The sequence below is a fragment of the Pseudanabaena yagii GIHE-NHR1 genome, from assembly GCF_012863495.1.
GTDB classification, from domain to species: Bacteria; Cyanobacteriota; Cyanobacteriia; order Pseudanabaenales; family Pseudanabaenaceae; genus Pseudanabaena; species Pseudanabaena yagii.
Genome location: NZ_JAAVJL010000001.1, coordinates 880,618 through 893,715, shown reverse-complemented (window position 1 = coordinate 893,715; position 13,098 = coordinate 880,618). Strand labels below are relative to the sequence as shown.

Annotated in this window: 11 protein-coding genes and 1 tRNA gene; 7 read left to right on the top strand and 5 right to left on the bottom strand. The window is 42.7% G+C overall.

The genetic code is table 11. The features are described from left to right. The first annotated feature begins 28 nt into the window (after window positions 1–28). Together HC246_RS04260 and HC246_RS04255 are read left to right on the top strand one after the other, a co-directional pair. Window positions 29–565: a protein tyrosine phosphatase family protein gene (locus HC246_RS04260; protein WP_211167625.1), complete on the top strand. Its 537-nt coding sequence runs from the start codon at window positions 29–31 to the stop codon at window positions 563–565. A gap of 28 nt (window positions 566–593) precedes the next feature. Beyond that, complete coding sequence (locus tag HC246_RS04255; RefSeq protein ID WP_169362308.1) at window positions 594–1,019, top strand: nuclear transport factor 2 family protein; 426 nt, start codon at window positions 594–596, stop codon at window positions 1,017–1,019. 47 nt (window positions 1,020–1,066) lie between these two features. Here the strand turns inward: HC246_RS04255 and HC246_RS04250 are convergent. Together HC246_RS04250 and HC246_RS04245 are read right to left on the bottom strand one after the other, a co-directional pair. Beyond that, a tRNA-Ser gene (locus HC246_RS04250) sits at window positions 1,067–1,153 on the bottom strand. Window positions 1,154–1,421: 268 nt separating this feature from the next. Continuing rightward, window positions 1,422–3,455, bottom strand: a complete 2,034-nt coding sequence (locus tag HC246_RS04245; RefSeq protein WP_169362307.1) for a PD-(D/E)XK nuclease family protein — start codon at window positions 3,453–3,455, stop codon at window positions 1,422–1,424. Between the two features lie 53 nt (window positions 3,456–3,508). On the opposite strand from HC246_RS04245, the gene HC246_RS04240 reads away from it, so the two are divergent. Further along, window positions 3,509–4,096, top strand: a complete 588-nt coding sequence (locus HC246_RS04240) for an Npun_F5749 family FMN-dependent PPOX-type flavoprotein (RefSeq protein ID WP_169362306.1) — start codon at window positions 3,509–3,511, stop codon at window positions 4,094–4,096. Between the two features lie 32 nt (window positions 4,097–4,128). Here HC246_RS04240 and HC246_RS04235 read toward each other — a convergent pair whose 3' ends face one another. Together HC246_RS04235 and HC246_RS04230 are read right to left on the bottom strand one after the other, a co-directional pair. Beyond that, complete coding sequence (locus HC246_RS04235) at window positions 4,129–4,974, bottom strand: phosphatase domain-containing protein (protein WP_211167624.1); 846 nt, start codon at window positions 4,972–4,974, stop codon at window positions 4,129–4,131. A gap of 66 nt (window positions 4,975–5,040) precedes the next feature. Beyond that, the gene (locus HC246_RS04230) at window positions 5,041–6,090 is read right to left on the bottom strand and encodes an RNA ligase (protein WP_169362305.1); all 1,050 of its coding nucleotides are present in this window, start codon (window positions 6,088–6,090) and stop codon (window positions 5,041–5,043) included. 401 nt (window positions 6,091–6,491) lie between these two features. Here HC246_RS04230 and HC246_RS04225 point away from each other — a divergent pair, with 401 nt between their 5' ends. Further along, window positions 6,492–7,148 carry a response regulator transcription factor gene (locus HC246_RS04225; protein WP_169362304.1) on the top strand — a complete coding sequence of 219 codons (657 nt, stop codon included), beginning with the start codon at window positions 6,492–6,494 and terminating at the stop codon, window positions 7,146–7,148. A 109-nt stretch (window positions 7,149–7,257) separates the two neighbouring features. Then, the gene (locus HC246_RS04220; protein ID WP_169362303.1) at window positions 7,258–7,710 is read left to right on the top strand and encodes a hypothetical protein; all 453 of its coding nucleotides are present in this window, start codon (window positions 7,258–7,260) and stop codon (window positions 7,708–7,710) included. A gap of 40 nt (window positions 7,711–7,750) precedes the next feature. Here the strand turns inward: HC246_RS04220 and ctpC are convergent, their stop codons facing one another. Then, window positions 7,751–9,016, bottom strand: a complete 1,266-nt coding sequence (gene ctpC, locus HC246_RS04215) for a carboxyl-terminal processing protease CtpC (RefSeq protein WP_169362302.1) — start codon at window positions 9,014–9,016, stop codon at window positions 7,751–7,753. A gap of 712 nt (window positions 9,017–9,728) precedes the next feature. Between ctpC and HC246_RS04210 the strand changes: the two genes are divergently transcribed. Together HC246_RS04210 and HC246_RS04205 are read left to right on the top strand one after the other, a co-directional pair. After that, complete coding sequence (locus tag HC246_RS04210; protein WP_404822263.1) at window positions 9,729–11,054, top strand: ammonium transporter; 1,326 nt, start codon at window positions 9,729–9,731, stop codon at window positions 11,052–11,054. A gap of 489 nt (window positions 11,055–11,543) precedes the next feature. Continuing rightward, window positions 11,544–13,022: an ammonium transporter gene (locus HC246_RS04205; protein WP_318655901.1), complete on the top strand. Its 1,479-nt coding sequence runs from the start codon at window positions 11,544–11,546 to the stop codon at window positions 13,020–13,022. Window positions 13,023–13,098 lie beyond the last annotated feature (76 nt).

Sequence of the window (13,098 nt, the reverse complement as noted above, 5' to 3'; positions counted from 1 at the left end):
TTCTGTGGTTGTCACTGCTTTTAAAAATATGAAGACCCAAAGTATTTTTTCTAACTTGATTCTATATGGTCGCTCGATATGGCAGATAGCGCGATCGCGTCTAAGTCCTAAAAGAGGCATTGAGGACATTCTGAACTATCGCTATATCTCGGACAATATAGCTACAAGCGGTCAACCAACTGCTCAAGAATTGGAATTAATTAGTCAAGCAGGATATAAAACAATTCTCAATTTAGCACCACCAAATGCGTCCAATGCTCTGCCAGAGGAAAAGGTGATCGTCACTAATTTGGGAATGGAATATATTAACATTCCCGTAGTTTGGGATAATCCTATAATGGCAGACTTTAAACAGTTTTGCGATGTAATGGAAAATCATAAAGAGCAACCAATTTTTGTCCATTGTGCGATGAATATGCGAGTGTCAGCATTTGTGTATCTCTATCGTCATTTAAAGATGGGAGTCCCTGCGCTAGAAGCATATTCAGCGATGAAAACTGTCTGGGAACCCAATGCAACTTGGCAAAACTTCATCGAAACTGCGATCGCTTCTAAATTAACCTAATTTAACTATTACCTAAATCCTAAAAATCATGGAAATTAAACCACCGCTTCCACCATTTACCCTAGAAACTGCGAAAGCGAAAATCCAAGCTGCCGAAGATGCTTGGAATACGCGCAATCCCGATCGCGTAGCTCTTGCCTATACCGAAGATTCGGAATGGCGCAATCGCAATGAATTTTTGAAGGGACGCGATGAGATCAGAGAATTTCTCAAACGCAAATGGGCAAAAGAATTAGATTACCGCTTGCGAAAAGAACTCTGGTGCTTCATGGATAATCGGATTGCGGTGCGTTTTGAGTATGAATACCACGATCAAGATGGTAATTGGTATCGCGCCTATGGCAATGAAAACTGGGAGTTTGCCGAAAATGGCTTGATGATGCGCCGCTTCGCTAGCATTAATGATCTTGCGATTCAAGAAAGCGATCGTAAATTTCGTTGGGAACGCAATTAACAAAAAAGGACTGCGATCGCAGTCCTTTTTTTGTACGAGTTTTGGTACGGAGAGAGGGAGATTCGAACTCCCGTTAGGTGTGACCCTAAATCTGATTTCGAGTCAGACGCATTCAACCACTCTGCCATCTCTCCAAATATGCTGTTTTACTGTCTTTGATTAGCAAAGCAGTTGACACTATATCACAGTATGTGTACTTTGGAAATCCCCAGATCTGGGTTTTACAGCAATTAGTGAAGTATGGGTTTGTTTCGCCATCGACGGCTGGGACATAAACTTCTATACCTCGCTTGCTTGAACAGTGCATTACTATAGCAATGCAAGTTTTGGTTAGGAAATACAACCCAAAAGATGAGTGGCGGCGCGAAGCGCCGCCACTCATCTTTTGGGTTTTGAAATGACCTAAACTGTAGTGCTAATCTCGATTAGAGGTGTTAGTACTCCATTTTGGATTTGTCCATTTGTGCTGAGTTCACTATGGCACAGATACAGGCGATCGCCAGAACGATCTAGTAGATCCTTGAGTAATCTTTGTAAACGTTGCATATCTGCTTGATTTTGATGTTCGACCGTCCATTTCTCTCCTGTCCAACCCTTGAGAAATAGTGGTGCGCCGAAGAGAGAAGCGGCTCCACCCTGTAACCACAGGTCAGAACTCGCATCGAGCCAAAACTGCCACCGATGCGAAAGTCTCGCCATACGGTACTGGAAGATCGTCGCAAGCACAACGCTATCTTCAGGCGGATTGGGAGCGTAGGGATTCGCGGTGACAGTGCCTTGGCGAATTAATTGAATAAAATTTTCGAGAATTAATGGATCTTCTCGATCAAGACGATATCCTAGTTGCCAGTAGTATTGAGCAGTTTCGATGAGGGATTGTAATGTCGCAGTATGCTCATAGCTGAGTTTACGGGGTTTGAGAAAAGCTTGAATGGCGCGATCAATGAATAGTAGTGGTGCATCCTTAGGAGATTGTTGTTCTATCCATTGGCGCAACTTTTCATAGGCTTGGGTCGCTTCATAGCCGAGGCGATTCCATTGATTATAGGTTTCGGCAGCAAGTAGATGGGGAGTCTCAGGATGTGGCGCAAAACAATAGTCAGCAATCATTCCTGCGCGTGCAGGATCGATCGCATCCGTGAGTACGACCAGCATCTCCGCAATGTGATCGCGACTGACGAGTTTACCGAGATTGGGATAAACCAATGTAATTAAAGTTAGCAGCGCTCGCACCTGCGCTGAATAGGATAGCGGACGTTGCTCATTAAGGGGCAGAATATTAATCTCTTTTTTACGCAGGATTTCGGCGATCGCATACTTAGCGATGTTGTCTAAACCGGGGGCAATAATGGCAATATCACTAGCTTTAACCTCACCAGAGGCGATCGCCTCAGCAATGGTTTCAGCGACATTGCGAAATAATTTGGCACGGGAGACGGACTCAATTGAATGAACCATGGCATAGGGTTCGATAAATTGCAAAATTGGTTCATTGACAATGGTTAAGACTGACTCGGAGATTTCTGCTCCTAGGGTGTCTTGAGCAGGAGAGAGTTTGACAACTTCACATTCGGATTTGATTTCTTGCCAATATTCAGGATCTGCTCCTAGTCCTAACCTCGCAGACCCATGAGGATTAAAGGTAAAAATTCCTTGGGCCTTGTGTTTGAGTAGAAACTTACATAAATCACAGGCGATCGCAGGCATCTCATCGGCGCGATCAATCACCACATAGGTAAATCGCTGCTTGAGTTGACGTTGATATTGAGGATTAGGCAATAAGTGATGGACAAATAAGTCGGTGATGATCCCATAGGTCAATAAACCATGTTCCCAACAATATCCTCGCCATTCTTGCAGGGCTTCACCGATTTCCTGCCACTGTTCTAATATTTCCGTTTCGTCATTAACTTTCTCAGAAGTTTCGAGTAAATTAGTCTCAATACCCGCATTCAAAATTGTCGAGATTTTACGAAGATCATGACTACCATAGGCTGCCAATAGGAATAAATCGAGTAACCTTCGCACAAGGCGATCGCGTCCTATGCCCTCCATTTGCAAAGTTCCCATTTCCAAGCGATTTTTCCAAACTTGTGCGGCTAATTCCTGCTCATTCTCTACCCTCAGCAATAGCGGAAACTGCGCTTTAAAATCGAGCTTCTTCACTAATAATGTCCAAAAGAGCCGAATTTCATCCCGAAAGAAACTGAGAGGTGTCACCGCAGTGACGGGATATTGTCCATGAGTTGCGCGAATTAGGTGATCGCTTAGATTTTGTCTTTGTTGGGAATCAACTGCTAAAACTAAGACTTTTTGAGAAGCAGCTTGAGGATTAGCCTGTTGAGCAAAGTCTGTTTCCGCCCAATCACAAAACTGCTGAATCATGTATTCAGTTTTGCCGCTACGACTACCACCCTCAATCCACAAATTAGTCATGATCCTTTTTAGAATAGAATTGTGCGAAGCACAACCCTATTTTAAGCATTTTTATGTGGCGATCGCATTTAGCTCGAAGTTTACATCAACACCGCAATCAGCCTGAGGCTAAGTTTTTGCAATTGGCAACGGTGGGGCTAGATCAGCGTCCACGTAACCGCACCGTTGTATTTCGTGGGTTTCTCGAAAATGGCGATCGCCTTCAAACTCCTTTACAGGATTGTCTTAAATTTGTCACGGATCTGCGTAGTCAAAAACCTGCTCAAATTGCTGCAAATCCTTGGGCGGAGTCAAGTTGGTATTTTACAAAAACGCGATCGCAATTTCGGATTTTAGGAAAATTGCAATTGATTGATCACGAATATCCCAATCAAGAACTCCAATCGGCTCGGATTGAGACATGGCAAGCCCTATCTGACCCTGCCAGAATTCAATTCTCTTGGCCGCATCCTAGAGAATCACGGATTCATTTTCCGAAAACTGAGCCACCTGATGCGGAACTGCCTCTCGATTCTTTTTGTTTGTTGTTACTAGAACCGATAGAAGTTGATCGTTTAGAATTACGAGGTAATCCCCAAAATCGCTGGATCTATTTACGCGATGACCAAGGCAATTGGACAGAACAAGAAGTTAATCCTTAATAGTAAGTAGCCGCACGAAGTGCGGCTACTTACTAAAAATCGCCATAGTCAACCTGCAAGCAAGTTAAGCCCAAATCTCGCCATAGTCTCACTACTTGGTCGCGATCGTCTAGCACAAAAGCAACATTGTATTTATCTAGAATAAATTCATCATAGATTTCCTTCTTGACGATACTATCCTTTCGCAAATCGCCAGACTTTCGCATATATATGCCATCAAAAGAGATATTGTGCTTTTCCAGCCATGCTAAGGTTTGGGGCTTAAATTTATCCTCTCGACCTGATACAAATAAAATTGCTTTACCTGATGTTGCAAGAATAGAACGCACTGGTTCATTGACGATGTCTCGCTCACAGTTCGCCGCATCATAGGGACTGCGATCGCCAATCAAAGCGAGAGTCCCATCTAAATCACAAATAATTGCCTCGGGTAGCTCAGGATTGTAAGTTGGTTTTGGCACTCGTGGTGGGGCGATGAATTGGTTATACATGTCACGAATTACTTTTTCGCCAACTGAGTTCATCCTCTTTAAATCTCTCTCAATGCAAGTTTCGAGTGGTATATGGCGAAAGTCCACTATTTCCAAAACTGCTAAACCCTTGATTAATTCGCGAATTCTGGCTTCATGTTTAGGGGCAAGATGCGTATTATCGACAATGACATGTTTACCATTCTCTAGAGCAGCTTTAATAATTGAGTCTTGGATATCTAGCACAAACTTCTCATTACCTTTAGAGAAATAGGAATTGTCTAGCATCGCTCTCAATTCATCTTTATTGACTCTCTTAATACTATTAGGAGATTTATTGACTTTTTCCTTTGCCCATGTGGATTTGCCCGAAGCGGGAAGCCCAATTGTAAAATAGACTGTCAGCATATTAAGGTTCCTCTAGTTATCTTGATTAAACGCCAGTTTGCCGCGCGAAGCGCGGCAAACTGGCGTTTAATTATCATCATCCATAAAAGGCTTCTCATGGGCAGGTTTGATCGTCCTCCAAATGTAATCACTATAATCTTTTCCATCGAGCATAGAGAACAAAATTGTATGATTTTGGCAAGTTAAGACATGTTTCGCCATTTCTTTACGATCGCTGCGATCTACAACTGCCACAATCCTCTCGAAATCTGCTTTAGCTTGATCTTCAATCTGTTGATATTGACCTAAGAGCGTAGCTTTTGTTGACTTTACCCAATCATAAAATTCGTCAGGAACATGCTCTAAAATGTCTTCAAATGGCATTTGATCGCGCAACATTTCCCAGATTACCTTACTAGTTACCTGTGTAAGCACACGATGTAACTTCACATAGTCCGCAAACTTAAACTTCAGCCGCAATCCGCTCTCAAAGCGAATTACAAACCCCTCTTGATTTTGTTCATTGAGTTTAGCGATCGCCTCTAAGTTTTTTAAACCATCATATTTTTTGGCAATGGGGAAACCTAAATGACTGAATTCCTCAATAGAATATTCACGCCCTGAGGCAGTTTCGATGACAGCTAACAGCACTAAAGCTTCATAGTCACCATAATTGACTACAATCCGATTAGCGGGATAAATAATCTCAAATAAATAGGTAAGCGATCTGTCTAATAAGGGAATTGAATCTGCATAAAGAGAATAGAGGATTTGATTAGCTTTAACAGCTTGATCGGAATTAAAACTACCTCTAGAGGCGATATAGGGCTGATCTTGATACCAATAGAGAATTCCTAATGATCCATCTAATTTCTCATAGACATCAAAGGGTTCTGAGGGCAAGGATTCTTGATGTTCTTGCAAATTAAAAAACTTGATTAAAGGTCGAGATGCGATCGCGCCATTACGATCTAAAATTAAGCCTCGGCATTGCATTGTTTCTGGTGTCCAAAGGCGATCGTACTGAGCCTTGGCAGTGTAGTTATAGATAAACAGTTCACCACTAGAATGAGGACGCTTGGTGATATATCCTTCTGTAATTAATTGATCAATTCTCTCCAAGTTGATTTCACTCATTCTCTTTCCTACAACTCACTCAGTCCTTATCGTATCTAGAATTTCCCAACCTGTTGAAATACGAGTTGGTTTCGCCTCTGTACTTCGTTTGCTTGAAAAGCACTATATAGGGATAGTATAACAATCCGCATATCGTTTATAGATTTTAAGTGTCACAAAAGTCCTAAATCATTTGTAGGTTTTCTCGTTTGTGGAAGCGTACCCCTTCGGGGTGCGCTTCCACAAACAATTTAGGACTGCTATAGCTGAATCTAATAGAGTCTAATAGAGAGTTGCATCGCAACTCTCTATAGGTTTTTATGTCCTGATTTGAGTGGCTACAGCTATAGCTCTTCCACAAAACATTTAGGCTTGCTATATAATCTAAGGCAAACACACTAAACTGAGGGAAATTTAGAATTATGACTGTGGCAGAAACATCAAAACCTCTAAGAGTTCTCATTGTTGAAGATGATCCACTAATCCAACTCGGTTTAGAGCAATCCCTATCTCAACAACCCCATGTGACGGTAGTTGGTATCGCCGAGGATGGCTATATCGGCGTAAAAATGGCACAGGAATTAATTCCTGACATCATCGTGATGGATATTGGTTTACCGAGACTAGATGGAATTTCGGCAACTCAGAAAATTAAAACGAGCTTACCTAATGTTCACATTGTGATGCTTAGCTCCCATACAGATGATACAGAAATCATCGCTGCGCTCTCTAGTGGGGCTGATGCCTATTGCGTCAAAGGAACAAGTACTGAAAGCCTACTAGCAGCTTTTGCCGCAGCTAAAGATGGGGCAACCTACCTCGATCCTCAAATTGCGCGTAAAGTAATGGATCACCTCAAACCACCCATCCCAACTGAAAATACTTCACATTTATCTCAAAGGGAATTAGAAGTACTGAAACTAATAGTTGATGGCAAAAGTAACCCTGAAATTGCCAAACTGCTGTACCTCAGTCCTAACACGATTAAAACCCATGTCCGTGGCATTATGAATAAATTATCGGTGGACGATCGCGTACAGGCGGCAGTGATTGCTTTGCGATCAGGATTAGTCAATTAATGTAAATTCTTGATCATGTCACTGTTGTGGGCTTTTTGGGATGTTAGGTTTTGTAATGACAATTGCTAACGAGATATATAATAGGCAGTAAATTAAGCTGATAAACACTGTGGCGCATACCTTTTTAGTTCAACCTGGTAAATGGACTCTCGAAGGCAACTGGATAGAGCGAGACTCAATGCCTATTGAAGTTAAGGGTAGAACTTTAGTAGGTTGGTCTAAAGATAATTACTGGTTTACGATGGTCACAAAATTGACCTTTCCCAATAGCGATCGCGACGAGTTAACCATGGCTTATAAAGGCAGAATTGACTCCGATGAGCGTCGATTTACCTATGTAGTGGATGATAGCTCTCTGGGGAAAGTAGAAGGCGAGGGCATAATCGGACCTGACTCAATCATTCAGCGCTATTGGGTCATGGGTGATAAAAGGATGCGAACAGGTTTTCAAACTATGTATCGTCGCGAGAATAATATCTATTCTTTAGCTGGTGGCATCATTGCTGGACAAAATCTAGAAAGCACTATCGAAGCAATCTTGACTCGCCATCCCGACTCTTAATAAAAAAGCAGCCCTAGGGCTGCTTTTTTATTGCTTTTAACTAGCGGGAGCTAACGTTTTTCAGTTCGCTCGAAAGAATATCGATCGCTTTGGCAAATTGTGGGTCAGCAACTGTACCAACGAGATCTCGATTCTTGTTAAGTTTTTCTAGATCCTCTTTAGTCAACTCAACCACCCGATCAGGCACGATACCCATGTGGTTAATATCGCGTCCATTGGGGGTGTAGTACTTCGCGATCGTCACTGCCATCCCTGAACCATCGCTCAAAGAATGTACTGACTGCACTAGACCTTTACCGAAGGTTTTTGTACCGACAATGACAGCCCGCTTGTTATCTTGCAAAGCACCAGATAGAATTTCGCTGGCACTTGCGGAGCCGCCATCTACTAGTACCACCAGAGGCTTATTGGTTAGAGATTGACGATTAGCAGTCAGTCGTTCACTTTCGCCCTTACGGTCAATTGTTGAAACGATTGTAGCGTTATCGAGCCACATTCTGGCAATCTCAGCACTGGAGTAGAGTAAGCCACCAGGGTTAGATCGTAAATCGAGAACAAAGCCAACTGCGCCCTTGCTGACGTGATCTTGGATCGCCTTACGCATATCGCTAGCAGCATTAGCATTAAACTGGCGCAAGCTGATATAGCCGACCTTGCCGATATTGGTGTCACGCAATTCTGCCTTGACTGGATGAATTTCAATCTTGGCGCGTTCTAGTTCGACATCAAATTGGCGATCGCCACGCTTGATACCCAACTTGACCTTTGTACCAGCAGGACCACGAATCAGGGCTACAGCTTGGTTGATATCCATGCCATCCGTAGATTTATCTGCGATCGCCGTAATGATGTCCTTAGTTAAAAGCCCTGCACGAGCTGCAGGTGAATCCTCAATCGGTGCAACTACTGTTAGCTGTTTCGTGGCATCATCCATGCCCAATTGAATACCGACCCCTGTAAGTTCCCCCGAAGTATCAATTTGCATACTCTTGAATTGCTCAGGATCCATAAACCGAGTATAGGGATCATCAAGCAACTTAAGCATTTCCCGAACTGATCGATATGCTTCAGCCTTGGATGCGTAATCACGGTTTTCGACATATTGTCGTCTAACTTGCCGCCAGTCTACTTTGTTAAAGGAACCATCGACATATTCCCGATTAATAAGCTGCCAAGCTTCGTCAACAATTTCTTTGGGGCTGTCCCGAAATGCGGCGATGCTAGGATTTGCTAGCTGAAAACCAACAACTGCGACAGCCGCCGCTAATGCTGCTGTTGTACCAAGTACAAGTCCGCCTTTTGCCATGTCAACTTCCTGAAAGGTGATGTGAGTGAGGAATGCGAGATTTAAAAGTACATCAACTCTAGCACAGGAGTTTTTAAGCGTGTGATGAAATTAGCAAAAGTAACAAGAATTACTACTTTTGCCCCATCTGTCAACTTAGCAGTACTCAGAGAAATTATCAAAACCTGACAAATTCGTTCTGATTGCGATCGCAAATACCAGATTTTGCCTCTTCTAGGTTGTGAATGTAACTTCTAATACAAATTGATGCCTTATAAGTTGATGAAATCATTCTTGAATAAATTCTCTATGGTAACTATAAACAAATGAGTACTGAGCACCATTAGTTTTTAGCTTTCAGTGATGGAATGCTCTCGGAAACGGTGCTTAACTGAACTCATGTCGCCTTATTGTGATGACAAGAAAACTTTGTGAAAGGATAGAGTCTGTGATCAAAAAATTTCTACTGAGTGCGTTGCTAGTCTTGTGGTTAGTGAGTTTCCCTTTTACAGGTCAAACTTGGGCACAAGCAACCACTTCTCCTTCTCCTACAGCCAGCCCTACGGAAACCACTTCTCCTACGGCTACTGCTTCTCCTAGTCCTACAGCTACTGCTTCTCCTAGTGCTTCTCCTTCCCCCAAGGCAGCCCCATCAGGTGATGTTGTCACTTTAAGCAAGGAGCAGAAAGAAGCACTTGACAAACTTTTAGCCCCCTCACCTCCTGCTTCGCCAATCAATTCAGGTGATACCGCTTTTATGTTGGTAGCGGCAGCTCTTGTATTGTTGATGACTCCTGGTCTTGCCTTTTTCTATGGTGGATTGGTTAGAACTCGTAACGTACTGAACACGATGATGATGAGCCTATTGCTCATGGCAGTTGTCGGTGTTACTTGGGTACTTTGGGGCTATAGCTTAGCCTTTGATGTAACAGCCAAGGTTTCTGAGTTTAGCTATGGTCAGGGCATCGAAAAATTTATTGGTGGGCTTGATTGGACTTTTCTAAATAAAGTTAAGTTTGATGATGTGGATCCTATTGGCTATGCAGGAACAATTCCCCATGCAGTGTTCATGGTCTACCAAATGATGTTTGCGATCATTACACCAGCGCTGATTTCTGGTGCGATCGTTGAACGCATGAGCTTCAAGGCTTACTTCTGGTTTATTTTGCTCTGGTCAACTTTTGTTTACGCACCTCTCGCGCACATGGTCTGGGGACGTGGTTTCCTAGGTGAACTTGGTGCTTTAGACTTTGCTGGTGGCACGGTTGTCCACATTAGCTCTGGTGTGGCGGCAGTTGTTGCTGTTTTAGTAGTTGGAGCAAGAAAAGACTTTGCTACAAGACCACATACTCCCCACAACGTTCCCTATGTCTTGTTAGGAATTGGGTTGCTTTGGTTTGGTTGGTTTGGATTTAACGCAGGTAGCGCCCTTAGTGCAGGCCCTCTTGCTGCTGTAGCATTTGTGGCTACTAGTGTTGCGACTTCGGCTGGCGGTCTCACTTGGCTATTGGTTGAATGGGTTCTTCGTGGTAAGCCAACTGCCGTTGGTATTGCTAGCGGATTTCTAGCTGGACTAGTTGGTGTCACTCCTGCTGCTGGTTTCGTTACTCCCATTGGTGCAATTTTGATTGGTTCAATTACAGCAGTATGTTGCTTTATCGCTGTAAGCTTGCGTGCTAAGTTCAAATTTGATGATTCTCTTGATACCTTCTCAGTACACGGTGTTGGTGGAACTGTTGGCGCAATTTTAACTGGTGTATTTGCAACTAAAGCTGTCAACCTGATGAAGGACGCTAAGGGTGCAGAAATCAGTTTAGGTTTGTTAGACGGTAATCCTGGTCAAATTTTGATTCAGTTTTATGGTGTAGCAACTACCTATATATTTTCGGCAGTTGCTACATTTGTGATCCTGTTCATTCTCAAGTTATTTATGGATTTGAGAGTAGCCCCTTCGATCGAAGAACAAGGTATCGACTTACCTATTCATGGTGAAGAGGGTTATGGTAGCGAGTTTGGTTCTGGAGTATTCATCAGCCAAGGATCTTCTTCTGAAGGTTAACCTTACTAGCTAATTACAGTTTCTAGGAAGTATATTTAAATACTTAACTAAGGATGGGTGGCTATATTAGCCACCCATCCTTAGTTATTGGGATAGTAATTAACGTCAATTCGGTTTAAGCTGGCAAATTTTCAAAGCGCAAAATTAAAAGCCTTGCTAAGCAAGGCTTTTAATTTTGCGCTTTGAAAGAGGGTTTGTGTAACAAACTCAAAGCCCTTGTGTCTGGGCTTGTAAAGTTGGCAAACCAGAACTGACGTTAATTATTTGATTAGTTTTTGTTATCGAAACTCAATACGGCATAGATAGAGTTAAATGATTATCTATGGTCTTAATTGTATTTTTTCGTTGCTTTCTTATCTCTGAAGAATGCATATACCACAGATTTCCGTATAAGCCTATACAAAATAGGGGTACTTAAATCTGATGTGATTGATTTCATTAATCTTTGCATTGGCATGATTGCATTACTTCAACGAGGAGAACTCTAAAGTGTTGGTTTACAAGTCAAATCACAAGAAGAGGCTCAGGAGTTCAGTCAACTGGACTGCTTGTGTACCTCTAGCAGCGATTATTGGTGTTTTTTGGATTTATGCAGCCACTGCTCAGACTACGGCTCCTCCTGCTGCACCGACAATAGATGATGTTAAAGCTAGTGTAAGTGCTCTCGATGCAACTCTAGACACCCTTTGGGTCGTTATTGCGGCTTTTTTAGTGTTTTTTATGAATGCTGGTTTTGCATTGGTCGAGTCTGGTTTTTGTCGCCGAAAAAATGCAGTCAATATTCTTACTAAGAACTTAGTTGTATTTGCGATCGCTACGATTGCCTATTGGGCGATCGGGTTTGGATTTATGTTTGGTAACGATGATGGTAATGCCTTCATCGGTTTGAAAGGCTTCTTTATTTCTGGGGCTGATAATAGTCCTGCGATCGGTGATGCCTATAAAGGAGACTTTTCTGCTCTCAACTGGACAAGTATTCCCCTAGAAGCCAAATTCTTGTTCCAACTGGTATTTGCAGGAACCGCCGCAACGATCGTTTCAGGTGCTGTTGCTGAGCGAATTAAGTTTGTTGCCTTTTTGATCTTTAGCTTTTTACTAGTAGGGGTTTCCTATGCAATCACAGGTCACTGGATCTGGGGTGGTGGCTGGGCAGCCAAAATGGGATTTTATGACTTTGCAGGCTCCACTGTTGTGCATACTGTTGGCGGCTGGGGCGCTTTGGTCGGTGCGGCTGTACTTGGCCCTCGATTAGGCAGATATAGTGCGGATGGAAAAGTAAGAGCGATCCCTGGTCACAATATGGGTTTAGCAACTCTAGGTTGTTTGATTCTATGGTTAGGATGGTTTGGGTTTAACCCAGGTTCCACAATGGATGCTAATGGTAAGCTCATTGCTCATATTGCTCTAACCACAAACATGGCAGCTTCCACAGGTGGGATTGCGGCGACGATTGTAGCTTGGCTTTACTTAGGCAAACCAGATCTTTCAATGATTGTTAATGGCATCTTGGCTGGATTGGTTGGTGTTACTGCATCATGTGCTTTTGTTGATATGCCTAGCGCTGCAATAATTGGTGCTGTTGCTGGTGTGATTGTTGTTTTTGCAGTTGGATTTTTTGATTCTCTCAAGATTGATGATCCTGTAGGTGCGACATCTGTTCACCTTGTTTGTGGAGCTTGGGGAACTTTGGCTGTAGGACTATTTAGCAAAGCAGGAGAGTTTGGTGCAGCCCCTGCCCCTAAAGCTGGACTATTCTTTGGTGGTGGTTTTGAGCAACTGTGGTATCAGTTTGTTGGATTTATTGCTGTTGGTGGCTTCACAGTTTTATTTAGCTTCATTGCTTGGTATGTAATTTCTATCATTACAGGTGGTATTCGAGTATCCGAGGAAGAGGAATTTAAGGGTCTGGATATTTCTGAACATGGTATGGAAGCTTATCCAGGTTTTGGTAAGGAAAGTGAGAGTTAATTTATTGAATTAGCTACTTATTGCAACTATTTAAAAAGACGATGCTTAGCATCGTCTTTTTTTGGATTGCTTTTTG